32 protein-coding genes are annotated in these 26572 nt (G+C 59.5%); 1 reads left to right on the top strand and 31 read right to left on the bottom strand.

All coding sequences use genetic code 11. From position 1 onward, the window contains the following. Positions 1–42: 42 nt before the first annotated feature. From T8A63_RS11100 to T8A63_RS11065, 8 genes are all read right to left on the bottom strand, one after another. On the bottom strand, positions 43–330 hold the full coding sequence (locus tag T8A63_RS11100) for a hypothetical protein (protein ID WP_322343826.1): 288 nt from the start codon (positions 328–330) through the stop codon (positions 43–45). Next, on the bottom strand, positions 327–611 hold the full coding sequence (locus T8A63_RS11095; RefSeq protein WP_322343825.1) for a DUF5658 family protein: 285 nt from the start codon (positions 609–611) through the stop codon (positions 327–329). The genes T8A63_RS11100 and T8A63_RS11095 overlap by 4 nt, the downstream gene beginning before the upstream one ends. Continuing rightward, positions 608–1471, bottom strand: a complete 864-nt coding sequence (locus T8A63_RS11090) for a lysozyme (protein WP_322343824.1) — start codon at positions 1469–1471, stop codon at positions 608–610. The genes T8A63_RS11095 and T8A63_RS11090 overlap by 4 nt, the downstream gene beginning before the upstream one ends. A gap of 69 nt (positions 1472–1540) precedes the next feature. After that, positions 1541–2146, bottom strand: coding sequence for a hypothetical protein (locus T8A63_RS11085; RefSeq protein WP_322329567.1), 606 nt, complete (start codon positions 2144–2146; stop codon positions 1541–1543). Further along, positions 2143–3063, bottom strand: coding sequence for a phage late control D family protein (locus tag T8A63_RS11080; protein WP_322343823.1), 921 nt, complete (start codon positions 3061–3063; stop codon positions 2143–2145). Before T8A63_RS11080 ends, T8A63_RS11085 begins: the two co-directional genes overlap by 4 nt. Positions 3064–3131: 68 nt before the next feature. Beyond that, a complete protein-coding gene (locus tag T8A63_RS11075) occupies positions 3132–3344 on the bottom strand; it encodes a tail protein X (protein WP_322343822.1) in 213 nt (70 codons plus the stop codon). Beyond that, positions 3344–3766 carry a phage tail protein gene (locus T8A63_RS11070; protein ID WP_322343821.1) on the bottom strand — a complete coding sequence of 141 codons (423 nt, stop codon included), beginning with the start codon at positions 3764–3766 and terminating at the stop codon, positions 3344–3346. Before T8A63_RS11070 ends, T8A63_RS11075 begins: the two co-directional genes overlap by 1 nt. Positions 3767–3775: 9 nt before the next feature. Then, positions 3776–7660, bottom strand: a complete 3885-nt coding sequence (locus T8A63_RS11065) for a phage tail tape measure protein (protein ID WP_322343820.1) — start codon at positions 7658–7660, stop codon at positions 3776–3778. Between the two features lie 50 nt (positions 7661–7710). Here T8A63_RS11065 and T8A63_RS11060 point away from each other — a divergent pair, with 50 nt between their 5' ends. Then, positions 7711–7929, top strand: coding sequence for a hypothetical protein (locus T8A63_RS11060; RefSeq protein ID WP_322329572.1), 219 nt, complete (start codon positions 7711–7713; stop codon positions 7927–7929). Positions 7930–8080: 151 nt separating this feature from the next. On the opposite strand, the gene T8A63_RS11055 is transcribed toward T8A63_RS11060, so the two are convergent. The 23 genes from T8A63_RS11055 to T8A63_RS10945 form a co-directional block, all read right to left on the bottom strand. Beyond that, complete coding sequence (locus tag T8A63_RS11055; protein ID WP_322343819.1) at positions 8081–8380, bottom strand: phage tail assembly protein; 300 nt, start codon at positions 8378–8380, stop codon at positions 8081–8083. Between the two features lie 9 nt (positions 8381–8389). Next, positions 8390–8896 carry a phage major tail tube protein gene (locus tag T8A63_RS11050; protein WP_322343818.1) on the bottom strand — a complete coding sequence of 169 codons (507 nt, stop codon included), beginning with the start codon at positions 8894–8896 and terminating at the stop codon, positions 8390–8392. An 84-nt stretch (positions 8897–8980) separates the two neighbouring features. Then, positions 8981–10159, bottom strand: coding sequence for a phage tail sheath subtilisin-like domain-containing protein (locus T8A63_RS11045; protein WP_322343817.1), 1179 nt, complete (start codon positions 10157–10159; stop codon positions 8981–8983). A 222-nt stretch (positions 10160–10381) separates the two neighbouring features. Further along, a complete protein-coding gene (locus tag T8A63_RS11040; RefSeq protein ID WP_322343816.1) occupies positions 10382–11452 on the bottom strand; it encodes a reverse transcriptase/maturase family protein in 1071 nt (356 codons plus the stop codon). A 283-nt stretch (positions 11453–11735) separates the two neighbouring features. After that, entirely contained in the window at positions 11736–12092 is a 357-nt protein-coding gene (gene avd / locus T8A63_RS11035; RefSeq protein WP_322343815.1) for a diversity-generating retroelement protein Avd, read from the bottom strand. Between the two features lie 74 nt (positions 12093–12166). Continuing rightward, positions 12167–13246, bottom strand: a complete 1080-nt coding sequence (locus tag T8A63_RS11030) for an SUMF1/EgtB/PvdO family nonheme iron enzyme (protein WP_322343814.1) — start codon at positions 13244–13246, stop codon at positions 12167–12169. A 5-nt stretch (positions 13247–13251) separates the two neighbouring features. Further along, positions 13252–13605 (bottom strand): hypothetical protein, encoded by a 354-nt coding sequence (locus T8A63_RS11025; RefSeq protein ID WP_322343813.1) that lies wholly within the window; start codon positions 13603–13605, stop codon positions 13252–13254. A 14-nt stretch (positions 13606–13619) separates the two neighbouring features. Continuing rightward, complete coding sequence (locus T8A63_RS11020; RefSeq protein ID WP_322343812.1) at positions 13620–14798, bottom strand: phage tail protein; 1179 nt, start codon at positions 14796–14798, stop codon at positions 13620–13622. 5 nt (positions 14799–14803) lie between these two features. Beyond that, positions 14804–15646 carry a phage tail protein I gene (locus tag T8A63_RS11015; RefSeq protein ID WP_322343811.1) on the bottom strand — a complete coding sequence of 281 codons (843 nt, stop codon included), beginning with the start codon at positions 15644–15646 and terminating at the stop codon, positions 14804–14806. Beyond that, a complete protein-coding gene (locus tag T8A63_RS11010) occupies positions 15639–16595 on the bottom strand; it encodes a baseplate assembly protein (protein WP_322343810.1) in 957 nt (318 codons plus the stop codon). Before T8A63_RS11010 ends, T8A63_RS11015 begins: the two co-directional genes overlap by 8 nt. Next, positions 16592–16981 (bottom strand): GPW/gp25 family protein, encoded by a 390-nt coding sequence (locus T8A63_RS11005; RefSeq protein WP_322343809.1) that lies wholly within the window; start codon positions 16979–16981, stop codon positions 16592–16594. Before T8A63_RS11005 ends, T8A63_RS11010 begins: the two co-directional genes overlap by 4 nt. A gap of 5 nt (positions 16982–16986) precedes the next feature. After that, positions 16987–17211 carry a hypothetical protein gene (locus tag T8A63_RS11000; protein ID WP_322343808.1) on the bottom strand — a complete coding sequence of 75 codons (225 nt, stop codon included), beginning with the start codon at positions 17209–17211 and terminating at the stop codon, positions 16987–16989. 11 nt (positions 17212–17222) lie between these two features. Further along, positions 17223–17768 (bottom strand): phage baseplate assembly protein V, encoded by a 546-nt coding sequence (locus T8A63_RS10995; RefSeq protein ID WP_322343807.1) that lies wholly within the window; start codon positions 17766–17768, stop codon positions 17223–17225. Beyond that, on the bottom strand, positions 17768–18544 hold the full coding sequence (locus tag T8A63_RS10990; protein ID WP_322343806.1) for a hypothetical protein: 777 nt from the start codon (positions 18542–18544) through the stop codon (positions 17768–17770). Before T8A63_RS10990 ends, T8A63_RS10995 begins: the two co-directional genes overlap by 1 nt. Beyond that, positions 18544–18915 carry a hypothetical protein gene (locus tag T8A63_RS10985; RefSeq protein WP_322343805.1) on the bottom strand — a complete coding sequence of 124 codons (372 nt, stop codon included), beginning with the start codon at positions 18913–18915 and terminating at the stop codon, positions 18544–18546. The genes T8A63_RS10990 and T8A63_RS10985 overlap by 1 nt, the downstream gene beginning before the upstream one ends. After that, a complete protein-coding gene (locus T8A63_RS10980; protein WP_322343804.1) occupies positions 18915–19292 on the bottom strand; it encodes a hypothetical protein in 378 nt (125 codons plus the stop codon). The genes T8A63_RS10985 and T8A63_RS10980 overlap by 1 nt, the downstream gene beginning before the upstream one ends. Positions 19293–19404: 112 nt before the next feature. Continuing rightward, the gene (locus T8A63_RS10975) at positions 19405–20412 is read right to left on the bottom strand and encodes a major capsid protein (RefSeq protein WP_322329589.1); all 1008 of its coding nucleotides are present in this window, start codon (positions 20410–20412) and stop codon (positions 19405–19407) included. Positions 20413–20425: 13 nt separating this feature from the next. Next, a complete protein-coding gene (locus T8A63_RS10970) occupies positions 20426–20806 on the bottom strand; it encodes a head decoration protein (RefSeq protein ID WP_322343803.1) in 381 nt (126 codons plus the stop codon). 3 nt (positions 20807–20809) lie between these two features. Continuing rightward, the gene (locus T8A63_RS10965) at positions 20810–21880 is read right to left on the bottom strand and encodes a head maturation protease, ClpP-related (RefSeq protein ID WP_322343802.1); all 1071 of its coding nucleotides are present in this window, start codon (positions 21878–21880) and stop codon (positions 20810–20812) included. A gap of 17 nt (positions 21881–21897) precedes the next feature. Further along, on the bottom strand, positions 21898–22167 hold the full coding sequence (locus T8A63_RS10960; RefSeq protein ID WP_322329592.1) for a hypothetical protein: 270 nt from the start codon (positions 22165–22167) through the stop codon (positions 21898–21900). Then, positions 22164–23744, bottom strand: a complete 1581-nt coding sequence (locus T8A63_RS10955) for a phage portal protein (RefSeq protein WP_322343801.1) — start codon at positions 23742–23744, stop codon at positions 22164–22166. Before T8A63_RS10955 ends, T8A63_RS10960 begins: the two co-directional genes overlap by 4 nt. After that, positions 23741–25717 carry a phage terminase large subunit family protein gene (locus T8A63_RS10950; RefSeq protein ID WP_322343800.1) on the bottom strand — a complete coding sequence of 659 codons (1977 nt, stop codon included), beginning with the start codon at positions 25715–25717 and terminating at the stop codon, positions 23741–23743. Before T8A63_RS10950 ends, T8A63_RS10955 begins: the two co-directional genes overlap by 4 nt. Then, on the bottom strand, positions 25717–26391 hold the full coding sequence (locus T8A63_RS10945) for a hypothetical protein (RefSeq protein ID WP_322343799.1): 675 nt from the start codon (positions 26389–26391) through the stop codon (positions 25717–25719). Before T8A63_RS10945 ends, T8A63_RS10950 begins: the two co-directional genes overlap by 1 nt. Between the last annotated feature and the right edge of the window lie 181 nt (positions 26392–26572).

Below are 26572 nucleotides of genomic sequence, written 5' to 3'. Positions count from 1 at the left end.
CGCGTGAACCGGCGCTTCTCTTCGACATCGCAGAATGCCACCTCAGTAGACGGTGGAGGGGCCGGGGGTGTCTGGAACCACGAACAGCCACTCATCAGGAACGGCGCGAAGATCAGGCATGTTGTCGACTTTGGCATCGCTTTCATTGTCCTCTATGAGGTTGCTTGCGCGGGCCGTGCATCCGGCCAGCACTCTTGTCAGTCGGTCAACATCGGACCGCAGGGCCGCGTTCTCCTCTCTGAGCCCCATGACCCACCAGACGCCGCCACCTGCTAGTGCGGCGGCGATCAGGTAGGGCGCGAGGCGAGAAATCAGGGCCGCCCCGATCATCTCATGCCTCGCAAGACCCGATAGTTATTCAAGGCAACGAGCCCCGTGATCGCGGTGATGATCCAGACGGCCGAGATATTCCCATTGGTCCAGAGAAAAGCGGCTACGATCAGCGCGGCCGCGACCTTCACCACTGACCACTGATCACCTGTCTTATCCATGATCCATTTCATGATCGGGTTCAGCTCACGGCCGCCGCGGGCGAGAATCTGATTGGTTGTCCACACGTCCGCGATTTGGACCGCGAACAGGGCGAGAATGGTTACGAGCTCGTACATCATGCGATCACCCCGGCCATGCAGAAACCTTTCTCAGCAGAGCGCCGACGAACAAGACCGCGCCACACGCGGCCGCCCGCCTTATTGTACCAGGTCAGCGCTTCGCAGCCGCCCGGCACATCACCCGCGTTCAGGCGCTTGGTCGCGGTTGCTGTCCCGGCCCGCGACACGCCGACATTGTACGCAAGGCTGACATAGGCCACATCGCGCTTGACGGGCAGCCGATCGGATAAGGTCGATGGGGTGAAGTAGCGGTGCAGGCCTTGCCGGTAGCTCAATATCTCGCGGGCGAGCATGGCTTCGCATTCCGCCACGGTATAGCGGTCACCAGGCCGCACGCCTTTCGTCTCTCCAAAACAGACGGTCCAGACGCCGACAACATCCTTGTAGGCCACCAGCCGCAAGCCCTCCCACTCGCCAATGAACGGCACGGCGATCGCCAAGAACTCGCCTTCGGTCGCGACACCCCCGGCCTTGACCAGCTCCACGGGCACCTCCGCCATCGCCGGGATGATGCGGGCATGCTGCTCAATGCGGACATCATGGCGATACTCCGGCGCCTGTCGGCCCTCGATGACCGCACCGCCCAGCGATTGAAACAGCATCACCAAGCCGTAGGCGAAAGCCGTGAGGAACAGGCCCCGGCGGAAAACAACGCTTTGCGCATCCTGCCGAATCAAGCGCCCAAAAATACCGATAATGAAGAACGCGAGAGCGGCCTTGCCGAGCGGGTAGGGGTCCGCCTCGATGCCGAAAAACCCGTAGAGGATTTCGCTGCCTAAAAGGGCGAGGAGGCCGAGGTACAGGCTCCACATCGAATAGCTTCGAAAGGCGATCCGTCGCCAGTTGTCTATGAGGTTCATGTTCGATCCTTCCATGTTTAGAAGCCCCGCAGACGGGGTGTGGTAGTTGAGTTTGCGGTGATCTGGCCTTTAGCCGCGGCTTACGTTCAAAGGCCACCAGGGAGAGAAGCGCGGGATTGGCTCCCGTGGGCCGGTGCACTCGGGATAAACAACCCGGCTGCGCCAATAGTATTCCCCCTCAGCTATCAACGGGGGGAGATCGAGCGGCACGTCGAACTCCTGCGGGGTGCGCCCGAGCTCAACAGGGCGGAACCCTCTGCTATACCCGATCCGCAGCTGGCGGCCGCTGGACAGCCTGAGGAACACCTCTACCTCGCGGGGGCGGCCGCAATTCTCACCAAACTCAGTCCGGGAACCAACCAGCCGATAAACGCAACGCTGAGATGTGCAGGCGCCAACCTGGAATGATGCTTCGGGTATCCAGTCGACGACCGGCGGTGCTGGCAGGACGCGCTCGATATACTCTAGGCGCTCAGACACCCCGCTGATTTGGTCATTGAAGTCTCGGCGCAGCTCATTCTGACCGGAGAACTCACGGATCCACTCCTGCACCCCGGGGCCGATCAACTGAACCCATAGCGCAGCTGCTACGCCACAGGCGGTGGCGATGATGCGCCACCAAAGAAACGCTGACTCTGCACGTTCGCGCGCCTTCGTCTTCGTCTTTTCATTCATACTTTAGCTTTCCCCGTAAATGCGGTGCGCAAACCGCCGGACTTCGTGAAGGAGTGCGTGACGCGATCGAGAATGAATTCTCGACCATCGACCAGAGGGCGCACCCCGGCGTAGATGAGTGGCTGCCCCGCCATGAGGGCGGGACGGCCGACGATCGAGCACTGTGTTTCGATAAGCCCGCGCATCATTTCGCGTGCGGCCGCCTTGGCCGCTGATGTCGCCTCTTCTTTCGAGCTGTAGGGGTCGCGGAGCACGTGCTCTCCACTTGCCTCGGGGTCTGCATCGACGGTGATCTCCTGACGTTTTGCGCCCTTCCGGTCTTGCCAATAAGCCTTGACCGTCTTGAACCGATCGACATCAGTTTCCGACACGCGGCACGAACCTTCGATCACCGCCGGCGCAAGAACGATCGACGGCGGGATGGCGGTTCCATCTGCCGTTTTTCCCGCGCCGCGCTCCAGCCAAAGGAGGGTGCCGTTCTTAATTGTGAACAGGGCGCGATGACGGCGCGCGAGGCGCTCCAGAAAGTTCAGGTCCGATTCATCTTGCTGGGCAATCCACTCATAGACGTGACCTGAAACAGCATCGGATACCTTGGCCTCTAGGTCGTAGTCGCCGGCCTTTTCTTCGACGATGTCTTTTACTGAAGCGTCATCCCAGTGTTTGGTTTTACTGGCCTTCATCGCTGAGCGAAGATCAGCAGAGTGCCCCCTGACCGTGATCGTGTAGGGCAAGCAGGCGAATTCCACTCGATCGACGATGTAGGAGCCGACAAACGCCCCACTTGCGCCGCTTAATATCGTGGCAGATACAACAGCACCGCGCCGCGGTGATTGGAAATGCGGCGGCGCGTCGTTAAAGGTCATCTCCAAAGTGTCTGTCTGGATGCCTTCACGATCAGTGATGGTCAGGCTCACGAGCCGCTCAAAGAAGGGCCCAGACACCGGCACCCCATCGACGGTGACAACGATTTGAGGGTGTGTCATCAGTCCCATAACCTCAACGGTTGGCCGGACCTCTCTTGGATCGCGATGTCGGGCAGCGTGATTTCAATGCCCCCTGGGAGCCGATGTGCTACCTTCTTGATGTGGGGGTTTGCTTCCAGGACGCGCTCAACAGCACCCGACTGCGCGCTGTATTCGCGCAAGCAAATGAGGTCGAGCGCATCCCCTGCGCGGGTGACGTAGGTGCCTGCCATTAGAATGCCCCCAGCAAGGAAAGGAGAGAGAACCCCGCGCCGATCCGCTTTACCTCGATGGTGTAGGCGTTCCGGCCGGGGGTACCGTAGCGATCGTGGAACCCTCGATCCTCATCGATCTTCTGAATTGCGTGGCTGCCGAATACCTTGCCCCCAAGCGAAACCAGCATCAGAGGCAGACCGGACTTAGCCGCAAGGCGTGCCCCCTCAAGCGTGCCGATGCCCCCGAACTCTTGCGGGAACAGAACGCCGTTGATCGTCACGACCTCACTGCGCGGGCCTGTCCATTGCAGGGCGTTCAACCGCCCCGCCGTCTCAATTTCAGCCCATGTGGTATCCAGTTTCCGACCCAGCCCGCTATAGCCGAAGCCATGGGCGCGAAACATGAATGGCCCGAGGGCCATGGTCACAGGTCCAGCCATGCCACCTCCTTAATCTGAAAAGCTTGCCGTGAGTGTGGCGGATACCCGCTGCCCAATGCGTTCAGACACGAGGTCTGCGATAGCCTCAGGGTCAGAAACCCCAGACGGGACCTGCACGGTGAAGTTTTCGATCTGCACCGTGACGGAACTGCTGCCGGGCTTGACCGGCGGGGCAGACTGCGCCGCGGCTGGCATCGCAACGGCCGAGCTGGTCAGAACCGCCAGGCTCGCCGCACGCAGCCCCTGCGCGCCCCGGTGAAGCCGCGTCAGAGACGGGTTCGTGGGGATCGGGCGGAAGGACATCGAGGTCATGTGAGCTCGAAGTGCGGATTGCGCCTGAGACACATTCAGAATCCCCCCTGACTGAGACGGGACAAACCACTCAGACCGAGGGGTGTTCTCATTCACCAGATAGGGAAGCCCCGTGCGGACCGGCCCCCCGAGCGCACGCGCCCCCGCGGGCTTCGGGCTTGCAACCGCGCCAGTGCCCGCAGATGGGATTGAGCGCAATTGAGCCAGCAGGCGTGCCACTTTTTCATTCGCGCGATCGATGGATGCCGTGCTGATCTCAGGTGCCGCCTCCGTTCCATCCAGAACCTGAAGCGCCGAGGTCAGATCGTCCGCCCGCTTCTCAGCGCTGGACAGTTCCGTTTCGACCTCTTGAAGCTCTCGGCGGCGGGCGTCCATATCCTGCCGCAGCGGGATCGCCATGGTATCGGCCATCGGACCCTGACCGAGGTTGTCAATCTCACCTTGGATATTGGCGATTTCCTCGCGCAGACTGGCCGCGTGATCGCGAAGCTCCTGAAGTCGTGCAGGTGTTGGCAATGGCCCAGACTGGGTTATGGACACGACCGTTTCCGCCGCCGCACGGGGAGCTGGCGGCAGCATGCGAAAGCTATCCAGCTCCACCACTTCGGACAAAGGCGCTGCTTGCAACTTCGCTAACATCTCGGAGATCAGGCCGTCTGCGCGCTCAATTGATGCCGTGCTGATTTCCGGCGCGGCATCAGTGCCGTGGATCACTTTCAACGCGGCAGACAACTCGTCTGCGCGCACTTCAGCATTCGACAATTCCGCCTCGACTTCCCGCAGCTCTCTACTGCGGACACCCATGGCTTGTCGTAGCGAGGCTGCCATACTGTCAGCCATCGGGCCCTGGCCAAGATCATCAATCTCACCCTGAATTCGTGTGATCTCCTCACGAAGACTGATGGAATGTTCGCGCAAATCTTGCAGACGTCTGGGTGTCGGTAACGGCCCGGCCTGCGCCACGGAGACAACGGTCTCCGCAGCTGACTGTTGCGCCTCGGGTAGCTGGGAAAAATTCGGGGCGTCAATAATGGTCGGCGCAGCAATTTCAGCCTCATCCCCTCCAAAGATGGATGTCCACCAGCTCGGCGGTCCGCCCCAATTAAACACATCGGACATCTCTATCACGCCAATTGATTCAACGATGCGCGCAGGCATGTCCTTCACCCACTCGATAAACTCAGCGAATTCAGCGCGGGCGCCATCCCAAAGACTGACGATGATGTCGCGGCCAACCTGGAAGACACCAGAAACCCCCGACGCAATACCGTCGATGATCTTATCGGTCATTTCTGATGCGCTATTCTCTAGACGAGATTTTTCCTCATCGGTTAGCACCTCACGCGAGAAAAGGTCACCGGAAAAGAATTCGCGAATGGCCGACACAACGTCACTGATGACATCCCCGATCCCAGAGAATGCGGTTTTCACCCCGTCGACAACAGGCGACAAGAATTCCAGCACCGGCTTGATGCTTTCCAGAACGGGCTGAAGCCGATCTCCGATCGCCGAAGCAACGCCACTGACGATCGAGGAAATCCGATCCCAGTACTTCCAAGCAGCCCCGACCGTGGCAACAGCGGCGGCGACTGCCGCCCATACAGGGGCGCTGATGGTGCCCACGACGCCAACGAGGCCTGTCAGGGCCGTTGCCACTACGCGTAGCCCAGTGATCCCGGCAAACCCACGCAAAGCGCCGCTGACCGCCCGCATCGCGCCCGCACGGCTAGTGGTAAACGCGGTCAACCCAGTGCTGAGACGGGCCAGCCCTGACCCGCTACGGCCAGCGCGAACGATACTGGAAGCCAACGTTGCGACCTCGCCACCCGCGAATACCGCGCGAGCGCCCAACCCAACCAAACCGAAGCGCAGAACCGCCATCGTCCCGATCAGGCCACCTGCAACGGTCAACACAGCACCCCCTGCCACTGCCAGAGCGCCAAAGGCAGTGGCGCCAATAACGAGACCTTTGGTTAGTTTGGGGTTCTCTTTCGTCCACTCAACCAGCCGCTCAATGACGCCCTGCGACATTTCGAGCAGGTCATTCAGAGGCGGCAAAACTACTTCACCAATACTGATACCAAGGCGGGACATCTGGTTTCGCATCAGCTGAAGGTTATTCGCCGTGGTTTTTGCACGTTCGGCATACTCAGCTTCGGAACTACCCAAATACTGGCGCTCTTCGGCGACCAACGACAGAAGCTGCGGCAAAAGCTCCGCATTGTTAATCAGCTTGGTCAGTTCTCGCGCCTCATCGCCAAAAAGGTCTGACATCACCGACGCCTGCATATGCTCCGGCAATTCGCGGAGACGCTGAAGCACGTCAGATGTCGTAGCGACTGCATCACGCTGCATGCCTCGGGCGACTTGCTCAGCATCTAGACCGAGGATGCGCATCGCCCCAGACTGCCGTTTGGTCGCGCTCGCGCCGCGCGTCAGCGAACGTCCCATATTGCGAAAGGATGTCGCTGCGGTATCCGCGCCAGCCCCCGCCGCGATCATAGACGCACCGATCGCAAGAGTTTCGGTGTTATCGAAACCGAACGTCGCGCCGGATGCACCAGCGCGATTCATAAAGTCCAATGTCTTGTCGGCTCGAGCATTGGAGTTATTCGACAGATGGTTCATCGCGTCGAACAGGGAACCCGTCTCATCCAGCGTCAGCCGCATCGCTGTTTTAATATCAGCCATGGATGAGCCAGCATGATCTGCCGAGATGTCGAAAGCCACCCCAACCTTCGCTGCCATTTCAGTGAATTTCAGCAGTTCATCGCGGGCAATACCCGACTGACCACCAGCAGCAACGATTTGCGCCAAACCGTCCGCCGCCATTGGGATACGGGTCGACAGTTCCAGAATATCCTCCGACATCTCGGAAAATGCCTCCGGCGTGTCAAAATCCACAACCTTCCGAACATCAGACATCGCGCTTTCAAATTCGACCGCCTGCTGCACCGGGCCCGAGAGCGCGGTCAGGATGCGCTTGCCGGAATGTATCGACGCAAAGCCGGTGATTGCGACATTGCTGGCGGTTGCCAGCGACCTATCCATCCGCTCACGGCCTTCAGCGATGCGGGTTTGCATCGTCTCCAACCGACGCAGGCGATCGATTTGGTTGCCGATCGATGTGGTGACGCGATCGACCGACCCCGCAAGCCGCCGCTGTTCGCCCGCAAGGTCTGCCGTATTGATATCGGCACTACGCATTTGACCCCGAAGCCCGGACAGTGTGCGGCGGTTCTGATGGTGCTGCTGCTCAAGTCTGTCAGCCGCAGTTCGAGCGCGGTCGAACTCACGTCGCATCTGCGCTGTCGGATTATTTGTCGCGCGGATTTCAGCCAGCAAGCGGCGCTGCTTTTCGCGCGCCTGCTCCATGGCGGCGCCTGACTTGCGCACCACATCTTGCTGCTTACGGAAGTCCTCGATCAGCCGCAGAGGCCCGCGAATGCCTTGCAAGCTGCTCAACTCAGTACGGACACCATCTGCAAACCGACCGGTAGCGGTTCGCATATTGCGCAAGGTGTTCGAATACTGGTCGATCGCTTTAATGCTAAGGAGGGTCTCGATGCGCTTGGTGGCCATAAGTCAGTACTCACATTGAAGTGATTGAGGGGGGAGCCTATGTATAAGGCATGGAAATCTTCGCGATGATCTTTGCCATCTTCATGATTGCCGCCGCTGTTGCGGCGACAATCTTTGTGGGCATGTTTGCAGGTGGGGTGTGGGGAGCGCTCGCATTCGCCGCTTTGCTGATCGTGATCTATCGCGCGATGACGCACCAAAGCGGGCCATCGCGCCCTTTGAGACGAGACGAGCTGAACGCCTTTCAGCGCCCTCTGTCTGACGACTGAACCTATTCGAATTTCAAACGGGTTGCGTCCCATACATCGCGGGCAGTGTCTTGCCAGATGTCGAACTCACTGACCTTCATGGCCAGCACCTGCGGGAGCGGGGTTGAAAGCGCCTTCGCAACAAACCCCGCGGCAAAGCGCAGGTCTTTCGCTACTTTGCCGGTTGGTCGTTTCCCGCGTCAGACCCCTGCTGCGCGGCCACATGCGCTTGATAGGGGCGCAAAACGAGCTTTCCGATCTCTCGGAAGTCGCTTTCCTTCACCTTCAGCATCACCGAACGGTCTACGCCCGCCATGCCCGCTAGGAGTGTGGCAGTCTGGAGGGCGGGGGATTGCGCCTCCTCAACAGCAATGCTGGTCGCAAGATCGGGCTCGTCGAATGAGAGCTTGTCGATCGTCTTTCCATCAACCTCAACAGGGCGCTTCAGCGGCACTTCGATAGGATATTCCATGATGCCCCCTTACAGCAGCAGTGCGGCGCGGATATCGCCGGTTTGGCTAACGCCGTTGATGCTGACGTCGAAGTCATCGGCTTCGACGCGGGTTTGGCCGCCGATGTCCAGCTTGAAGTAGTGCCAGACGAATTCGTACTCGGATTCGGCCTTATCGCCGGGCTTCCATGTGCCGAAATCAAAGGACTTCATGAAGCCCCGCAGATAAAGCGTTGCGTTCGTCATGGTGCCGTCTTCATCAGCCAGCGCGCCGGTGATCATGAAGGGCAGCTCATAGCCGGGTTTGCCGGTCAGCTCGGTCACCGTGGCGGGATCCATGGCGGTCATTTTGAATTTCAGGTCATCGGTCTCATAGCCGAGCGAAACCTGACGTTCCTTCACCATACCGGCGTTGCGAAGCCCCTCGGTTTTCACCTTGAAGGCCGGGATGGTCACTTCGGACATCTGCCCGACCTTGACGTCTTCGTTCACCCAAAGCGCGCAGTTGCGCAGGATGAGGGCTGGGGTGGATTTCATGGCTGTTTCTCCTTGTCAGCGCAATGTTGCAGACCAAGCGCGCGGGGTGCGCGCTTGGCTTTCAGATCGCAGTGGGCGGTGCCTTTATGCTGCCGCCTTCAGCGCCTCTTTGGTCAGTTCCAGGTAATACTGGATGTTGCGGTGAGCGATGAAGCGGATGTCCTCCATCGGCGCGGGCGGCTCGAACTCCATGGAGAGCGTGATTTTACCCGCCGCCATTTCAGTTGGCTCGTTCAGGGTTTCGTCAATCCAAACGCGACCCCCCAGAATGGCGCCCGAAGCCTTGAAGGTCCGCATGGCGGCGTTGCCGCTTTCCAGCATGAACTTCAGGTTCGCGGCCGAGAACGGCTTGTCCACGAATTCCAGATACGCCTTCTCGATGGCCTCATTGATGAAGTCCGCTGTCCGGCGCACCGACAGGAATACCCACAGATCATCTTCCGTCGCCGCGCGGTTGCCCCAAGTGATGAAGCCCGACCCCATATTGATGATGGTGCCGACATGGTTTTCGTTGAGGTAGTCAGCCTGCAGGCCGTAGGTCACTGTGCGAGATGCACCGCCGATCCCGTTGATGTTCTTGTTCGACAGCGAGTGCCAGAAGCCAAGATTGGTATCCACGCGCGCCTGGACACCGGCAAACCGCGCAGACGCAGGCCGCGCCGCATATGCGTCGGCCTCTGCATCCCAAACGAGAACTTTCGGATCGACCACATAGACCCGCTGCGAGCCAATCAGTTCGCGATAGGCGAGAGCATCCTCATCAGTGGTGTCGGGCCCATCGACGAACGCGACAGCCTTCAGCTGGTCCAGGACGCCGACCAGCTCGGCTACCACGGGGTTTGCGGTCACGCCGTCGCCACTGGTGAAGCCCGGGATAGCGATCAGCCGCGGCTTGATGCCCAGCTGAGCTTCCGCCTTTTTCAGTGCGTGGACGCCGGTAAGCTGCGTTGCATCGCCCACCAAGTTGGTCATCGTCGCGGCCTCATCGAGACCCTCCTCGACACGGATCACGATGGTGTAAGCACCGATCTGGTCGAACACATCGTCGACGGCGTCTTTGAGCGTGCCCGCCGTGCCAAGGTCAGCCGCCGCCGCGGGGTTGCCTTTTAGCAGCACGGGAGTGTTGATCGGGAATTTCGCCGGGTCAGCATCAGGGGCGGTGCCCATGAGGCCTACAACAGCAGTTTGTGCCACCTGCACCAAAACCGGGGTCTCATTGGACTCCTGAAGGCGGGTGCCGTGGTGGAAGCTAAGAAAGCTCATCTTCGTCTCCTCTGACAAAAGAAAGCCCGGCATCAGCCGGATTTGGATTGTGAGCCGAAAGGCCCGTTCAGTAGCTTGCCGGTGCCGCCAAGCCGTTTGCCGTCAACACGCGGGGGTGCCGTCGGCAGCCATCAGCATGCGAGCGCCGCAGTCGCTGCGCCCGTATGCTGGTGCCATCGTGTGTTCGGTGTCGCAGCCGCGCCGGCGACTGGGGCCACCCCTTTACTTCCTGTCGCGCAGAAGCGGGGGTGGGATGAATGGGACATCGCCAAGGACGCGTGTCCGCAGGCGATAAGTGTTTGCGTGTCCCGCGTGGCCGATCCAACTCATGATGACCTTGTCGACATCTTTCAGGCTGATCTTGCCTTCGTGATAATGCCGCGCCATGCGCTTCATCTTTTTGCGCATCCTACACGCGCTATCCTTTCGGATTTTGCGATGCGTCGGCCAGATACGGTACCCGAGGAAGTCTAGGGCGCGGCCATTCGTGAGTGACACCGGAAAAATCTGTGTCTTGTGATTGCAGCGCAGGCCGAGACGCGCATGCAGGAAATTCTCGATGTCCTGCCGCACCGCGTGCAGATGGGCCTTGTTGCTTCCAACAATCGCAAAGTCATCCATGTACCGCAGATAGCGGCTTTCTCGAAGGTCGAACTTCACAAACTCATCGAGTTCATGAAGGTAGATGTTCGCGAAGAGCTGCGACGTCAGGTTGCCGATCGGGATGCCCCGAGGCAAGGGATCGCCCGGCTCAAGGGTGCTGTCGATGATATTGTCGATGACCCACAGGGTATCCTTGCAGGCGATGCGCTTGCGCAGCAGGCGCTTCAGCACATCATGGCAAATCGATGGGAAGTATTTGGCGATGTCAGCTTTCAAAACATAGATCACATCACTTTCCTGCAGGGTTTGACGCAAAAACAACTGCGCCCGATCTGCACCGGCGTGCGCGCCTTTGCCAGGCCTGCATGCGTAGGTGTCATGAATAAACCGACTGGACCAAATCGGGTCGATCGCCTCCACCAGCGCGTGTTGAACAATGCGGTCCTTTATCGGAAGGGCTGAAATATCCCGCTCCTTCGGCTCAAAGACCTTAAAGTTTCTGTAGGGGCCGGTCTTATAGGTCTTCCATAGTAGGCTGTTCTGGATGTTGATGAGGTTTGCTTCCAAGTCAGTCTCGAACCGGATGACATCCAGCTGATGCCTGCGTCCTTTCACGACCCTCCCATATGCCCGATGCAGCGCTTCGAAGGTGGTGAAGCCTTCGAACAGGCCGGAGTACGTTTTTGCCATTTCTTGTATTTCCAAAGTCGGCCAGGGCGAGGGGTCTCCACCTAGGATTGGATACTATCCCACCCCGGCCTGTTTATATCTTTCGGCACTTGGCCGAGGAGTGCGGGTCCTTTCGAGGGTGCTCTGGATGAAGCCCCGTTAGGGCTGCAACTTCTGGCATTTCCCGAGAGCGGGCCGAAAACCGATGTTCGTGTTCACGTTCGAACGCGGGTTGTTCAGGTTGAGGGCGAACAAGCCGGCATTGCTACCGTTGTTCCAGTTGCCCCCACGGAACGGCAGACGCTCAAGCCACATTACCTGCACCCCTTTCCTGAAGGCTCTTGAACCAACCGCCAACCATGCGGCCAATCTCATCAAGATGGCGGCTCCACACCTCGTAGCTTTTAAACGACAAGTAGCCGAGCCTTTGCGCCATCCGGACCTGACTGCGGAGCAGGTCAAGCTCCGCGTCCAAGTCCTGCATCGTGGTCTTTTTAAAGTACCGCTTGTTGCAGATGATGATTAACCGAAGGAGTGACCACATTGAGTTGCGGATTTCCTGATTCAGAACGTGCCGTTCTGATTTTGGAAATTGCGGCAACACGACATAGCCATACGCAATCATGTCTTCGCATTTGCGTCGGATTTTTAAGTCTTCCACCGCAAACTCCTTCAGCGATCAAAAGCGAGGCGCGGGCTATCGCCCGCACCCAACAGAACTCAGGTGGTCCGATTTCAGATTACGAAAGCGGGCCGAAAACCGAGGCTCGTGTGCACGTACGAACGCGGGTCGTTCAGGCTGAGGGCGAACAAGCCGGCACCGCCACCGTAGAGCCAGTTGCCCCCACGGAACGGCAGACGCTCCCCCTCGTTGCGCATGTAGAACCGCCCGCGCTCAATGGTCGCGTCGTACGGGAACAGGCCGAGAAGCTTGAGAAGGTTCGGAACTGTCACGCCTGCCGCGGCTGCGACATCCTTGTACATCGCGGACGCGCTCGTGGTGCCGTCCGATTGGCTGGTGACAGCTGTGTCAAGCTCGGGGCTTCCGGTGCCATCCGCGCCGGTGGCATTCCACTTCAAGCTCCCCGCTGTGCCCGGCGCAACCAGCGATCCGTTGGGCATGATCGCCTTCCAAAGCGCGCTCGCAGGCGAGTGGTCGGCATCGGTTGCTGCGGCATCGTTGTCAGGGATGATCTGGATTTCGCCATCAACCATCCGCATGCCGCGCTGCCATTCCCATACGTTACCCGTCAGATCGGCGATGCCTGCCGGGGTATTGTCATGGAACCAGCTAGCCGGGCCTGAGCCGGTCAATGTCCGCGCTGTGCCCGAGGCTTCTCCCGGCGCTGCGCCGTCTTGGCGCCGACCGGTTTCGTATTGCTGAACGTGATCGCGGCCATACTGTGTATTGCCACGCGGCATGAACCCGTTCTTCCAGCACCAGAGCGCGACGGCCGACCATTCTGCATTGGTCATCATGTGCCAGCCTGGGCCCTTAGCTGTACAGCGGGCGTCGGCGGTATCGAAGTTGATTGCAGCAGATGGATCTTGCCCAGGCAATGACAGGGCGTGACCATCGTGAATGCGGGACAGGAATTTGCCGACGAAGATTTCAGATTTTGGGACGCCGTTCACGACAAACGCGGGGTGAGTTCCGGACCCCAAGGCAGGATCGATGTCCTCGATATTGAAGCGCGGCACGATGCACATGACGGAAGGATACCCCTTGGCATCATACAGCACCGTGTTGGCACCACCCGAGGCAGCCTCAACGGACTGCCGCAGCGCATCTGGTGTGGAAATTGTAATGGACATCTAGGTCACTCCTCGTTTTCGGTAGGGTCAGCAGTTTCGTCGATCGACCAAAGCTGAAGGGTTACGGCGGCGACCTGGCAGGGCTGGGCAACCGGAATGATTTGGACGACTTCTTCGCCGTCCACGACATCGTCGACCTCCTCATCGAGGTAGCGGCGGGGCGGGACAACGATCACCGCGGCGTAGCGCTTTCCGCTTTCCTGCAATTGACCCTCATCGTCGACAAACAGGCTGATCACCCGCTCGACGTCCTCTTGCTCCTCATTGAGGTCGAGAACGATATTCTGGCCGATGGTCAGAATGCTGCCTTCGAGGCTATGGGCGACCTTCGGGCCCTTGTTCATGTGCGTGACGTTCACTTAGCCACCCCCTCTTATTGATAGTTTGGGTTGATCGCGGTCCAGCGAATGCGCACGTTATCTGCGCTTCCGGTTTGGCCAATTTTGAAGCCGTTATTGGCCTTGTCGTAGATGACCACATCACCGACCGCTGCGATGTTAGTTGCATCTTCGATTTCGACCGACACCATGTAGTCAGCCGATGGCAGCGCATCGGCAAATGCCACGGCCGCGAATGGCTCAATGACGGATGTCCATGCGTTTTCCGCCTGAATGACCCGCAAATCTACGAGCGTCACAGCGTTCAGGTTGCTCGCGGTATCCCCAGCCGGGATATCGATCCGATAGAGCGCGAGCGCCTCATCCGGAACGGAAGCTCCAATATCGACGCCATACACGCCACCCGACTTCACTAGGTAGGCAAAATACTGAACCGGCGATCCCGTTTCATTTGTGGGCACCGAGACGTGATAGTCATCATCGGGAAGGGCCACGATAAGGCCGTCTAGCTTTGCCTTGGACAGGCCTGCGCCAACTGTGCCGGTTTGGGAGAGGTGCAGGGTGCGGACCTCGCTCTTGGTCAGCTGCATGCCTGCAATGACGTGCTTGAGGCGAATAAGGGCGACACCCTGAGCCAGCACGCGCCGCCGCATGACATCCATTTCTCGCAGCAAGACTCCGCCGAGGTTCATGGCCTGCTGCACCCCTGCCGCCATAGCGACCTGGTCGGCAGGGCTGTATTGATCCATCGCATCCAGCCGCGCCCCAAGACGATTGAAGTCGCCCCGAGCCTCCGCCAGCTCATCATCAGGAGCCTCCACAATCACGAGGCCGTCCGCAACACGTGTGAAGCTGAGGACGTGATCGATCAGATAGCTTATGGCCCCAGTCTGGCGGGGCTCCACGTCATTGCCTGCCCAAACCGCAATGAGGTCTCCGTCAGCATCAAAGAACCCCATCTCACGGACAGCGAAGGCAGGTGTTTCGGGACCGAACTCAGCCCGAACACGCCAAGCATTCCCGCCTTCGATGTGTCGCGTTGCAATCGGCTGCCGAGCCATTTCTCGGCGCAAGCCTGTTTGGGCGTGCCCCGGGGCATAATTCGAGCCATTCCCGTCGCCCAGGGCAACGTGCGTGATTGCGACCGCCGATCCCGTGCCTGCTGCAGCGGTGATCTTTGTTTCCGCAATGTCTGTTAGAAGTGTTGTTGGCATTGGGTCTATGCCCTCCTTTGGATGTCATGGAATTCACTGCTCAGGGCCGTAGCCATGGCAGCAAACCGCAGGGTGAACGCCGTTGAGGTCATGGCCGGCCGTACGTCCGGACTCTCGTGACCCGGGTGCTGTAGATAAATCCGGAGCTGGGTTCTGGCCGAAAGGTCTGTCGGCGCCGGGGTTGATGGCGGTAGCAACTCAAGGCTGCCCACCTTGGATTGCGTAAGGCGAAAGCCTGTGCGCACAGAAATATCAGGACTTGCAAGCTCGGGGCGGGGGGCTGGGTCTGACCCGTCCTCCAGTGACTGCGACCCCTGCGCGTGAGCGCGAACATACGTCTCCGTCTGAAACTTCTCGCCCAACCGGAATATAAGTTTGCGAGACACTGGCGCGACACGCTGCAGAACGGCGTTCATCGCAGCCACCATGCGATTGTTCAGCGTGTTTTCACTGTCGCCATATAGCGACCGACCTGCGTATGCCGTGACCCTGAAACTGCCGGCCTCCAAGCCGTCCGTCACGCCCTCGGGCTCGAACCACTCAAGAAGCTCTGAATCAACGTCGAAGGCAGCGAGCGCCAACTTTAGGGCGTACGGGGTCCCCTTATGGCGATGAACCTCCGCAGAGGCTGCGATAACGTTTCTCTTTACCTCTTCTGGCCAGTCGAAATCCCAAACATCGACAGACTCCTCCCAAGCGAGATGGTCGAGCAGTCGCACATCCACAGTGCGCGGGTTTTTCGACACCATCTCGACCGGAAGCTGGAATAGCCGCTCCTCCAAAATATCCAGCGCCTTCGCGAGCGGGGTCGCGGTCGGTGGCAGCAGCGTGTCCCTTGCGTCAAACATCGCGCCAGCCCCCGGTGATCGATTTAAGGGTCAGGTTGACACCGGTGCAGTACGGCGCCTCAAACGGGCCGATATCCAGATCAGCAGCGGGCGATATCAGCTCGACATCGACCACGCCCTGCACAGTCAGCGCAGCTGCCAAAGAGGTACGGTAAAGCTTTCGGCCAATACGTATCCGGCTATTCACGAACGCCGTTGCTGCCGCCTGCGCCGCCTCCTGGACCGCCGAGGCGGTTTCGGGGGTGGTGACGTGCAGCACCGCTTCGATCGCATAGGGGGCGGGCGATGCGGATATCACTGAAAGCTTATCTGCTACCGGACGGCGCTTATCTGTTGTGCAGTGCAGAAACACTGCCTCTAAAAGCGCCGCATCTGCTGTACCATCACCTTCGCTGGACAGGATGACCATCTTTGGCTCGGCAGGCGGAATGGGTGGCTCCAAGCCATGGTTTGGCCCGTAGACGGCAACATCGACCACGCGGTCATCGGCATCCAGCGCCCAATAAACGTAAGAGCCTTCAGTGCCGTGGGGGGACCAAGCCTCGATGACCAGTTGGATGCGGGCACGAAGGGCCTCATCTGTTTCCATCACCGGATTGTCCGGATCGCTATCATCCAAGATTTTTCGCAGGACACCGCGGTTGGCCCCGATCTGATCGAGATCATTACCGCGTGCCGTCGACAGAAATACAGACCGCACCGCCTCATTGATGCGGTTTTCCATATACAGCTCTCGTGCGGCACCCGCCTCGTTGAGGTATCGTATCGGGCTGGCAGCGATGTTTCGTGCGAGCGCCATAACCTCGGCCACCTTCGGTGCGTCGAACACCTCAGATAGCTGCGCCTCCAGCTCAGCCAGGCGCGCCTCCAGAATGGCATCGAAGTCCAGGACGCCGATGGCGGTTGGGTCTGGCAGGGTGGTTAAATCGAGTGCGGCAAAACGGCTCATGCAACAAGCCTCCAGTTTTCCACGCGATCGCGAACGACGCGGACGGTTTGAATGTCATCCACCACAGCCGCCAGATCGCCTTTGTGCGCATTTGGGCGGTAGCTTCCGACCAATGTCATGGTCATGACGCCGCTTTCAGCGGCCTCGACTGCGACGTCGGTCAGTTCAAATCGTGGCTCCCACCGCTCCAAAGCGTCGGCAACAGCCACGTAAAGCGCCAAGACGTTCGCGTCGTTCATAGGCGCATCGACCAGAGCCGGGACCTCGGAGCCAAATTCCCGGCGAAACACGCGCGAATTCAGCCGTGTGGTGAGGATGGTCTGGATGCTTTGCACCACATGATCCCACCCCTCCACCGCGGCCCCGGTCTCATGGTTCAGATCCATGGCGATCAGACCTCAGTCTTATCTGCCTTGAGGGGCTTCTCCGCATGCACCTTCTGCTTGGGAAGCTTATCCCCAGCCAGCTTCAAGCCTGCGCCGTGCGGGGGCAAATAGTACTTCGCCTGCTTAGGCGTCATGGACACGGTCTCGCCAACGGCGCGATGCACGCCTTGGATTTCACGAGCTTTGGTTACTTCGTAGTCAACCGGTTCGATTTTCTTGAGGTCCGCCATGGCTCTCTCCATTAGTTTGGTGGTTTGGTGTCAGCGGGCCCGCTTAGGACGCCGCCATGGGTGTGAGTTTTGCCGATGTTCTTGCCATCGTGGGTCAACGCGCCGCCCGAATTGGTCGCGCCCCCGCTGGATAGGGTCAGTGAGTAGCCGCCGACCGAAAAGACGATTGCAGTCCCTCCGCCGGTCACCGTTATCTTGGCAGCCCCAACGGACAGCATCACATACTCATCTCCCGCGCCGGAGGGGCGGCCATTGGCATCCGAGTTCAAGCTGCCCTGAATAACCGCGTCATGCAGGTCGCCAGATTCAGATGCGATCTGCACTTGCTGCCCCACTGAAGGCGGGTTGTGTGTTTTGTTGGCGCCCGCGGATGGCTCCACCCAAGGTATCCACCCCGTCAGAAACGGTTGGTCGCCGTCTTGCAGCTTCACCCGCGCCGTGCCGTTGCCTGCATCCACCTCTGTCACGACACCGATGCGGGATTGAGACCGTAGCCGCCGCTCCAATTCAGCGATGCGGCGTCGGTGATCATCGATAATTTCTGGCAGGCCCCGCATTAGCTTGGCACCGCGTCACTGATGGCCTCGGTCACCACGACATCACGCGACACGCCGCCATAAGTGTAGAGCCGGAGCGAATGCGCGTCGCGGGTCGACATGCCGGTCAAGCGCTCAAATTCCTCATAGGGGCCAGACGTCGGATCGCCGAGCATCTGCTGGAATAGCGGCAACTGCGGCGCGCCGTGCTCGGCCATCAAGGCCAGAAAGCGAGGCCAGGGGCCGCCCTCGGCCAAAGGCTGACCGTGGCGCGGGTCTGCGAAGACATCGACGGTTATCTTGGTTTGCCCTGCGGCGAGGCGCACGTTTTCCGCCGCACTACTCGATCGAACATGTTCCTTCGCCACATAGGACTGTACGAAATCCCCAAACACCTGAGCCCACGGGTTGTCCGGGTCTGTCAGCGTGCGCGTGATCTGCAAATCCAGCATGTCGATCGTCGCCTCAAGATTGGCGTCAGTGGCCGGGAAGAGGTCCACGATTTGCGTCTCGCCGGTCTCTCGATTGGTTTCCGCCATGGTGACCGAGACGCCACAATTGAACATGACGTCGATGCGTCCATTCGAGCGCAGGCCACTCTGGCTCAAGTCTTGTGATTTGGCGGCGTCGGTATAGACGGCAATGAAGGGTCGGCTCTGGTCGCTTTTCAGCTTTCCATCTGCCGTCTGATCGATGGCGGAAATCTGACTGTCCAGAACATTGTCACCGACCAACGTCCCGCCAGCCTTTAGGGCCTGCACGGCCGCAATGCGCAATGCCATCATCGTCAAGGACATCAGCTCGCATCTCCCAGTTCACAAATTAGTCTGAGGTGTGATCGATCGTCGACTGACAGCACCTCGAAAATCGGCTGCCCGTCACGCTCCATCGCAACAATCTTGTCGCCCTTGCGGATTGAGATCGTCGCATAGAGCGACCGGTCGACCCGCAGATAGCCGCCGTCCGCTGCAACACCCGAGCGCGCGCTATTTCCACGGCCGAAGTTCATGCGCTCCACGTTGCGATCCCCGGTCCGCAAGACCGCGACAAACTCCACGGCATCGCGATCATGGTCTTGGCGACCATCGGCCAGTGGAAGATGGCGGACCACTTCCGCCCACACATCATCCACCTCGGCCATCAGGTCTTGGCGCAGACTGCGGTCCATTACGACGCCGGTTTCAGCGCGGCCAGATCGGCTTCCGCTTCTTCCAACTTCTTGATCATATCATCCCAGCCATCGTCGCCTTCTGACATTTCGGTCTTTTCGGCATTCAGCTCATCAACGCGGTCTTGGGCGGCTTTGAGCTTTGCGGCCTCGGCCTTCTCCTCTTCTGACTGCCCGCCGGACGCTTTTGGCTCAGATTTCTTTGGTGCCTGACTTTTTTCAGCAAAACCCTCGTGAACAACGTGGTCGGCATAATCAGCCGGAAGCAAGACCGGCTCACCAACCTGCATCTTCTGATCCTTTTCTGTGCCGATCACCTCAGCAGGAACCGTGGCATTCGTCCGGAACGCCACCCATTTCTTTTTACTCTTGGCCATGATCGTCTCCTCTTGGGGCTAAATTCCGAAACGCCCCCGTGGCGCTCGGGAATGCAGCCATAGGCCCGCCGACTTCCCGGCGGGCCCAATCTTGCAGCGATCTTCTCGGATATCAGGCGATGGTCAGGCGGCGCAGCGCGCCTGGACGGGTGCACAGGTTGATGACGTTCATCTGCGCATCGAGGTGCCGCCCCTTGCCATTTGGCATCGCGTACTGACGTGCGTAGCGGGGCAGGCCGATCGTGTTGACAGTTTCCTCGTAATCCGCCGGACCAAAGCGGGTCAGATACATCTCGGGAACGCCCACCGGGAACAGCCGGGCCTCGTCATCTGCGATATAGGCGGCGTTGTTGTTTGCCGTCTTGGCCTTGCGGCCCGTGCGGTAGCGCTCGAACACCATATCGCCAAATTCAAAGACGCGCGGGATGCCACGCCGCAGAACTTCGGCCGCATTTGTGTTCAGGAACGTTTCGCGGACAACCTTTTGGGTCCACATCTTTGTGTGGAAGGTGCGGCCGGTCAAAACGTGTAGGTGATCGTAATTAGCATCGAGATCGTCTTCGACGGAATGCGTCACGCCATCGAGGAGTTCGCCGAGATTTGCCACTTCGCCCGCGCCGATGCCGAGGTTCACCGCATTCGGCACAGCGATGCCGAAGCGATCATAGAGGTTGTGGAGCACCCGGCCTGACTTCGAGACGATCAACCCTTTGATGGCGCCGACCCGGTAATGCTCCAAAGTGTTGTCCATGGCGCGGGCATGACGCTCTTGCTTTGAATCGATGCGCGATTGGATTGTCTCCAGAGCATCATCGCTGCCAAGCGCTCGCACCCCTTGCACTTCATCGGCATAGACCGCGTCATTGATCTCGAAGTGATCCATATTGAACGGAATTTTGTTGCGCTCACTGTCACCAATGGTCACCCCAGGCGCGCCGCGCGGGGTGGGCTCGATGAGATCGAGGACGCCGTTCTCTTCTTCGACTTCGACGGTCGTGACATTCACCCCATCTTCTTCGAAGATCCCGAGATCGCCGATCTGGCCCGGGACGAAGGGTTGGTTGTTGAGCGCGGCCGTGAGGGCGATAACGCTGAACTGCGGGTCGTTGAATTGTTCCATAGTGGCTGTCTCCTTAGCGCACGCGGATGCCGACAGCGTCCAGCTGCGCCACCTTCGCATCGGTTTTTGTCTGATCATCCACCGAGGCGTCAAAAGACAGCATCGGCAGCTTGGCTTCGGCATCGCGATCGATGATGGCCACCTCAACGGCCTCGTTGGTCGCATCTACGCCATAGGCAAGAATGGCCACGGCGGTTTCTGCACCCTCTTTGCCTGCAACTGACGCCGCAGTTGAGGGAATATACTCGCCGGAGGCGGTGACTTTGCCCAGCACCGTGCCGGGCGCGAGCTTGCCCGCGCCAGAGGCAATCGTGCCGGCGTTGCGCGAGCGCTGCCCTGCCGCCTCAGAAAGCAGAAAGGACAGATTGCGGGTCTGCATAGTTACATTTTCCATGGCTTATGCCTCCTTTGCGATGCGGCGGGCGGCGTAGATGCCCCCGGTATTGATGGCAGCCTTCGGCTTGGCAGCGTCGCGCTGAGCGGGCTGGGCCAAGTCCGCAGCGGCGCTGCGGCTTGCTTGGTACTGCGCGGGGTCCGGGGCCGGGTCACCTTGATCGGTCGGGGCATCGGATGCCGCCGCTTTCAGTGTCGCGATGGCCTCATCGGCAGGCATGTCGGTATCGAAAGCCAGATGCTTGGCGAGGGCTTGAAAGCCTTGGGCGGCATCATCTTCGGTGATGGCTTTGATGCGGGCTTTAACGTCAGCCGCAGTGGGGGCAGTGGTGCTCCCGGGCTGCTGGCTGTTTGCCGTGTCGGCGGCTTGGTTGTCCGCCGCTTCAGGTTTTTGTGCCATGTTGGGTTTCTCCTTTTCATGGGCCTTGGGTTTTGCGGCAGACGCCGTTGGTCGAAAGAAGCTCTCGATGCGCCAACCCTCTTGCTTTGCCTGTGAGGTCAGTCGCTTCGGAGCGTGTGAGTAAATTTGATATGGGAATGCGGCGACATCAGTCGCTTCGGTATCGTCCGTTTCGGTTGCATAGCCGCGCGCCACAGCCTCTTCGCCGTTCAGCCAGATTTCCGCCTTCATATCCGCGCGGATAGCCTCAGGGTCTTCGCCGGATTGCTCAGCGTAGATGCTGACCATGCTGCTGGCGTGATGATTGAGGCGGGTGACCGCTTGCTCATGATCAGCTGCGGTTCCGAATGTGACGCCAGACGGATCGTGGATCATCATGTCAGCGCCACGGCGCATCAAGATTTGATCGCCGGCCATTGCGATGATCGAGGCGGCGCTCGCAGCAATGGCGTCGATTTCCACACGGACATTGCCTTTGTGCCGCGTCAGCGCGTTGTAGATCGCAATACCTTCGTGGCTAAAGCCGCCGCCGGAATTGATGCGCACTGTGATATCCGCTTCAGCGCCCACTTCCGCTAAGGCATCAAGCACCTGAGTGGACGTGAAGCCCTCATCCCAAAAGTCATCACCGACGAACCCGTAAAGCACGAGCTCGCCGTCTACCAAGACGGGCATATCTTTCTCCTTGTCGATTAGTTGAAGCGAAAGCGCTTCGCATACCTTGTTCGAGGCTTGCTCTGGCGCGCCTCTGGGCAGAGCTCGCGGTACTGCAAAATCAAAGCCGCGAGGCGGCGGTCATTTGCCCGGGAAAAGGTCACCTCTTCACCGTCGATGCGGACGGTTTCCCGCAAGCTGCCGGTCGCCAGCTTTAGCTGCACCTTGAGCAGCGCCGTATGCACATCGCAAGGCTTACTGATATCGATCAGCTCACCGCCAATGCGGACCATGGTCGAGGCGCTCATGTCGCTGGCTCCGTCTCAATGATCGGCTGCAACTCGCGCGGCGCATAGGGTGATTCCATGCCAGCGTCGATATACCGCTGATGCTCACGCTGGCGTTGCTCGAATAGCGTATCCGGATCGACGCCCAGATCACCGGTCTCCTGAGCAATGGAGCTGGTGCCGTTCTGCAGCCTTTCGGTCGATGCTCTTGCTGATTTGTGATCGTCTGCCGTCGGTTTTGCCGGGCCCTGCCAATTCGCGGCGCTCACGCGGTTGCGGTTGGCGCGGAACGCGGCATAGCCGCCCCTGAAGGGGATACGGCCCTCGCCGACTTCTTCGTCAAGCCAATTTTCATAGACCATCTGACACATCGGTGCTGCGATCCGCTCACGACGCCGCATTACCACGGCCCAGATCGACGCATTCTCCATCCGCACACTGGAATACGTCGCAGAGGTGTGATCCATCGTCAGGCCGCCATAGGTGATTCCGATGGTGCGAGCCATGTCGCGCGCGAGGCTGTTCGAGAATGGCAGGAAATCTTGCCCCGGTATTTTTGCGGTTTCCATCCCAAGCTTTTCGCCCGGGCCGAGATGGGACACCTGCGGGTCCGAACCCACGGAAATTCTACTGTCCGCAGCGCGCTCAAGCTGTGAGCCCAAATATCCGAGGTATTCCTGCGCGTAGCCCGTACCGCCTTCGCTTTCTTTAAGCACTTCGAGCGCCTCATAGGCGTCTTGGCTGGGAGACTCACTGGTCAAAGTAATCGCAAACACGGTTTGCAAGATGGCCATCTGCAGAGTCGCATCGTCCAACATCTCGGCCTGTATGTGCTTCCGGAAGGCGGGAGCGAGGAGCGAGATGCCGCGAACGTCCGTTGCATCCATCGGGTCAAAGACATGCATAACCAGCGGCCGGCCATCTGCATCAAAGGCGGCGTAGTCTCGCTTTGTCTTGAACCCGGCCGCGTTAGCTTCAAAGCGATAGGACACTGGCCGCCCCTTGCCGTCGTGGCGCACGCCCTGAAAGAGGCCTTCCATCGGGCTTGTGTCCTGAACGAGCCGCGATGGGGGTACGAGACAAAGCTTTGTGCCGGAAGTGATCCCATACCGGCTGCGGTCGCTGCCGGAGAAGAAGTCAAAAACGCCTGTGGCCTCCCCGTAAGCAATATGCCAGCGCAGCCCGATGTCGACCATCTGCGCACCGGTGAGCTTGCCACGCATGTCGCATTCGCGCGCGTTGTGCCAATAGGACCGCCAGCGCTTCTTCACCAAACGAATCCAGTCGGTCTTTTCCTTTTCGTCGTACCCCGCGGCGAGCAGATCAGGGTCCGGCGTCAGGGTGAGTCCCACGCCAACGGTGTCCGCAAGTACCTGGTCTGTCGCCCCCTTTAGCCTGCCGCTGTTCTGGATCAGGTCCATGGCAAGCCCTGCGGCACGTGACCATGATTGGCGCACGTCGTCGCGGTGGCTGGTCAATGACGTCGCCCGCGATGCAATGACGCCGCTCTTGGTGTCGCGCATATAGCGGGCGGTCGGGCGCGAGGACCGTCCAGTCGCCATCAAGGGCGTTCCGTCTGGCTTGATAAGACCGCTCATCGCGTTCTGTTTCTCCACTTCGACCGCGCGCGCTCTTTGGCTCGCGCTTCAGTTTCGTCTTCGGTTGCCGTCCCTGATGGCGCCGGTTCGGCCTGCGGCTGCGCCGCCATCAGAAGATCTTCAAAATCCCCCTGGACGTCTTCCGGGGGGCGCTCTCGATCGGCCATGAATCGGTCCCACTCGGTTTCGGGCAGGTCGCGCTGCGGGCCAGCCAATCTAACCCAGGCAGCCTCAGCCTGGAGGTGAGTATCCAAACCTTCGTTTGCCTGGTTGGGGTCCTTAACCCAGAGATACCGGGTGAACCCGGATTTCGCTTTCTGCGCCTTTCGCGTTTCCGCAGTAAGCTGGCGATAAAACTCATCCTCCAAGCCTTTCGGCACAGCGACAAATCCGCGCTCTTCCGGATCATCCTTTTTCAGATTCCGGTAGAGACCCATCTTCAAAACCGAGGAGGCGAAGTTGTAAAAGCGCTTCGAGTAGCGGACGATTTTCCCGCGCCGATTCCGTTCCTTCTTCACCTGCGCCAGCAATGGGGCGCTTTCAGGGTGGACGCCTCGCACCATGATGACCCGTGACGCTGGATGCTTGCGCGCCCAGTCCCACACATCCTCAGTGTAGGCGTTGCCGTCGATCGCAAGCATATCGATTTCAATCTTGCGGCCGTAGGCATTCCGAAAGCCCTGCCGCAGCAAATCGTTGAGCTTTGACTGGCACTGATCCTCTGAGATGTGCCCATTGAACACGCCGTACTCGATGACCGCGCGGCGTTTGTTTTGACCCCACGCAACAACCTGCCATTCCACCCGGTCCCCTTGGCAGTCGACGCCGCAGGTTAGTATTGGATACCCGGCCGGAATGTTGCCGTGAGCGTAGTCCGACTCTGCCGCCCGATCCCGGATATCCTCCCATGGAGGGGCTTCACCGAGGACGCGATAGGCCTTCCCTACAACGTCATTCCAGAAGGTCTGCTCCTTTGGCGGGTCACCCTTCGCCGACAGCCACGAGCGCGCAATGCGCTCGAAGGATTGAAGCAGCGAATAGGCTGACCAGATGTAGAACGATCGGTGCACCCTTTTCATCTTCGGGTTTCCCGCGACCCATTTCGCGCCACGTAGCATCTTCGGTCGATGGTGCTCCTCGATCGCTGAGCCGCAGCTTTCGCAGGTGAAGTGCGCGCGCTCTGGATGATCTTCATCCAAGCTCGCGAGCATGTTCTCCCACTCCAAAACCTGCATGTGCCCGCACTCATCATGGGGGCAAGGCACATGCAGAAGTTCCTGACTTCCCGCCTCAAAGTTTTTGGTGATCCGGCACCCCGGAACGACCATGGGTGTCGAAATCTTGAATATCTTTGCGAACTCATACCCCTGACTGCGGCTGTCCGCTTGTGTCTCAGGGTCGCCCGCGCTGTTCATATCCCATTTGGCAAGGTCATCTTGCACCTGACGGGACATCGATACTTGCGAGAGCGAGGCGGGCGAGTTCGCCCCTGAAATCTGGATTGCCCCGCGACCATCGCGGCGCTCTTTGTAGAAAACCGAATCCAACCCATCGCGGGCCTTCATCGGGAAAATTTTTCGCAGCGCCGTGGTGCCTTTCAGCATCGGGGCCAGCTTCATCTTCGACCACCGCCGTGCGTTTTCGTCGGTCGGGTGGACATACAGGAAGTCACCGGGGTCCATGTCCATAGAGCCGCCGGTGAAAATGTTGGCCAGCACCGTGCCGCCGAGCTGCGCCGACTTTGAAAGCGTTACGATCCGGCATGGATCGTCCGGAGACAGTGCGGTTAGAACTTCATCGAAGTAGCTGAACCGTTCGCGGTTGTACGGGCCGGGCAGGGGGCTTTCCCGTGAGGAGAAAACGATATTCTCCTCCGCCCAGGTCAGATAATCCACGGGGGGCGGTGGGTCGATCACATCTGCCAAGACATCGTGCGCCATCCATTCGGCGCTAGTGACCGCAACATCCAGCATTACGCCTCCATATCAACCGAGGTTTGCACGTCCTTCTGAGCGGCCTCCGCGCGGGTCCGCTCCTTCATCGCCGCCGTTTTGCGAACCTTTTTGAATTCCGCTCTCAGCAGGTGAAGCACATCCCTTTGGGGCAGATCGAAGCGCGCTGCCGTTGCGGCTGCGAAGTCTGGCAGCGCTCCCTCGAAGATCTGTAACATCATCCCGGCAATGCGCCCCATCTGCTCTCGCGCATCCTCCGCCGCCATCAACTTGCCTTGCCGAAGCGCCTCCTCCGAGGCCTGCATGCGGTTCGTCCGCAGCTGCTGCTCCAGCTTGGCGCGCTTGAGCTGGTCCTCCACGGAAACCGGTTTGTTCGACGGGACCTGCTCGGATAAATCCGCCTCCAAGGGCAACTCCGCCGCTTCCTCACCGGCTTTTTCTGGGGGTTCCTCCTGCAAGGCCGGGGTGCCGGTTGTCCGGGTCGCAATCCCGTTGCCAAGAGACTGGCCGATGTCGCGATTGCGGCGGACCTGCTCCATGGCTTTGTGGAGATAGACCTTTCCCGTTTTACCCGGCTCAGTGAATGCATCCTCTTGCAGGATGTCCTTTGACTTCCACTGACTTACGGCCGCTCGGCTCACGCCAAAGTGCCTCGCCAGTTGCGCCTGCGATACTGCCTCTTGTGCGGTTTCCATTGATCGCCCCATTCAGTTTCTGGCTGCTCAATTTGGTAAGCCGATCAGCCAGCGTTAAGCATATCCCCTTGTGTTAAGGCTTTGAAAAAACGGTCAGACTGCCGAACCCTCGGGCAGCTTCCGCCCCGCGTGCGCGCCAGATGCTGTACGGTCCCTTTTTTTCGGGGGCATAAGCTTATAC

Source organism: Sulfitobacter sp. OXR-159 (assembly GCF_034377145.1).
In the GTDB taxonomy this organism is placed as follows: Bacteria; Pseudomonadota; Alphaproteobacteria; order Rhodobacterales; family Rhodobacteraceae; genus Sulfitobacter.
The sequence above is the reverse complement of the archived record's forward strand: the minus strand, read 5'-3'. Positions and strand labels throughout refer to the sequence as shown.

Bases quoted from the DNA above. Each gene is read 5' to 3' on its own strand.
- T8A63_RS11100 (WP_322343826.1), bottom strand. From the start codon at position 330: ATGATCGGGGCGGCCCTGATTTCTCGCCTCGCGCCCTACCTGATCGCC.
- T8A63_RS11095 (WP_322343825.1), bottom strand. From the start codon at position 611: ATGATGTACGAGCTCGTAACCATTCTCGCCCTGTTCGCGGTCCAAATC.
- T8A63_RS11090 (WP_322343824.1), bottom strand. From the start codon at position 1,471: ATGAACCTCATAGACAACTGGCGACGGATCGCCTTTCGAAGCTATTCG.
- T8A63_RS11085 (WP_322329567.1), bottom strand. From the start codon at position 2,146: ATGAATGAAAAGACGAAGACGAAGGCGCGCGAACGTGCAGAGTCAGCG.
- T8A63_RS11075 (WP_322343822.1), bottom strand. From the start codon at position 3,344: ATGGCAGGCACCTACGTCACCCGCGCAGGGGATGCGCTCGACCTCATT.
- T8A63_RS11070 (WP_322343821.1), bottom strand. From the start codon at position 3,766: ATGGCTGGACCTGTGACCATGGCCCTCGGGCCATTCATGTTTCGCGCC.
- T8A63_RS11065 (WP_322343820.1), bottom strand. From the start codon at position 7,660: ATGGCCACCAAGCGCATCGAGACCCTCCTTAGCATTAAAGCGATCGAC.
- T8A63_RS11060 (WP_322329572.1), top strand. From the start codon at position 7,711: ATGGAAATCTTCGCGATGATCTTTGCCATCTTCATGATTGCCGCCGCT.
- T8A63_RS11055 (WP_322343819.1), bottom strand. From the start codon at position 8,380: ATGGAATATCCTATCGAAGTGCCGCTGAAGCGCCCTGTTGAGGTTGAT.
- T8A63_RS11050 (WP_322343818.1), bottom strand. From the start codon at position 8,896: ATGAAATCCACCCCAGCCCTCATCCTGCGCAACTGCGCGCTTTGGGTG.
- T8A63_RS11045 (WP_322343817.1), bottom strand. From the start codon at position 10,159: ATGAGCTTTCTTAGCTTCCACCACGGCACCCGCCTTCAGGAGTCCAAT.
- T8A63_RS11040 (WP_322343816.1), bottom strand. From the start codon at position 11,452: ATGGCAAAAACGTACTCCGGCCTGTTCGAAGGCTTCACCACCTTCGAA.
- T8A63_RS11030 (WP_322343814.1), bottom strand. From the start codon at position 13,246: ATGTCCATTACAATTTCCACACCAGATGCGCTGCGGCAGTCCGTTGAG.
- T8A63_RS11020 (WP_322343812.1), bottom strand. From the start codon at position 14,798: ATGCCAACAACACTTCTAACAGACATTGCGGAAACAAAGATCACCGCT.
- T8A63_RS11015 (WP_322343811.1), bottom strand. From the start codon at position 15,646: ATGTTTGACGCAAGGGACACGCTGCTGCCACCGACCGCGACCCCGCTC.
- T8A63_RS11010 (WP_322343810.1), bottom strand. From the start codon at position 16,595: ATGAGCCGTTTTGCCGCACTCGATTTAACCACCCTGCCAGACCCAACC.
- T8A63_RS11005 (WP_322343809.1), bottom strand. From the start codon at position 16,981: ATGGATCTGAACCATGAGACCGGGGCCGCGGTGGAGGGGTGGGATCAT.
- T8A63_RS11000 (WP_322343808.1), bottom strand. From the start codon at position 17,211: ATGGCGGACCTCAAGAAAATCGAACCGGTTGACTACGAAGTAACCAAA.
- T8A63_RS10995 (WP_322343807.1), bottom strand. From the start codon at position 17,768: ATGCGGGGCCTGCCAGAAATTATCGATGATCACCGACGCCGCATCGCT.
- T8A63_RS10990 (WP_322343806.1), bottom strand. From the start codon at position 18,544: ATGTCCTTGACGATGATGGCATTGCGCATTGCGGCCGTGCAGGCCCTA.
- T8A63_RS10985 (WP_322343805.1), bottom strand. From the start codon at position 18,915: ATGGACCGCAGTCTGCGCCAAGACCTGATGGCCGAGGTGGATGATGTG.
- T8A63_RS10980 (WP_322343804.1), bottom strand. From the start codon at position 19,292: ATGGCCAAGAGTAAAAAGAAATGGGTGGCGTTCCGGACGAATGCCACG.
- T8A63_RS10975 (WP_322329589.1), bottom strand. From the start codon at position 20,412: ATGGAACAATTCAACGACCCGCAGTTCAGCGTTATCGCCCTCACGGCC.
- T8A63_RS10970 (WP_322343803.1), bottom strand. From the start codon at position 20,806: ATGGAAAATGTAACTATGCAGACCCGCAATCTGTCCTTTCTGCTTTCT.
- T8A63_RS10965 (WP_322343802.1), bottom strand. From the start codon at position 21,880: ATGCCCGTCTTGGTAGACGGCGAGCTCGTGCTTTACGGGTTCGTCGGT.
- T8A63_RS10960 (WP_322329592.1), bottom strand. From the start codon at position 22,167: ATGAGCGCCTCGACCATGGTCCGCATTGGCGGTGAGCTGATCGATATC.
- T8A63_RS10955 (WP_322343801.1), bottom strand. From the start codon at position 23,744: ATGAGCGGTCTTATCAAGCCAGACGGAACGCCCTTGATGGCGACTGGA.
- T8A63_RS10950 (WP_322343800.1), bottom strand. From the start codon at position 25,717: ATGCTGGATGTTGCGGTCACTAGCGCCGAATGGATGGCGCACGATGTC.
- T8A63_RS10945 (WP_322343799.1), bottom strand. From the start codon at position 26,391: ATGGAAACCGCACAAGAGGCAGTATCGCAGGCGCAACTGGCGAGGCAC.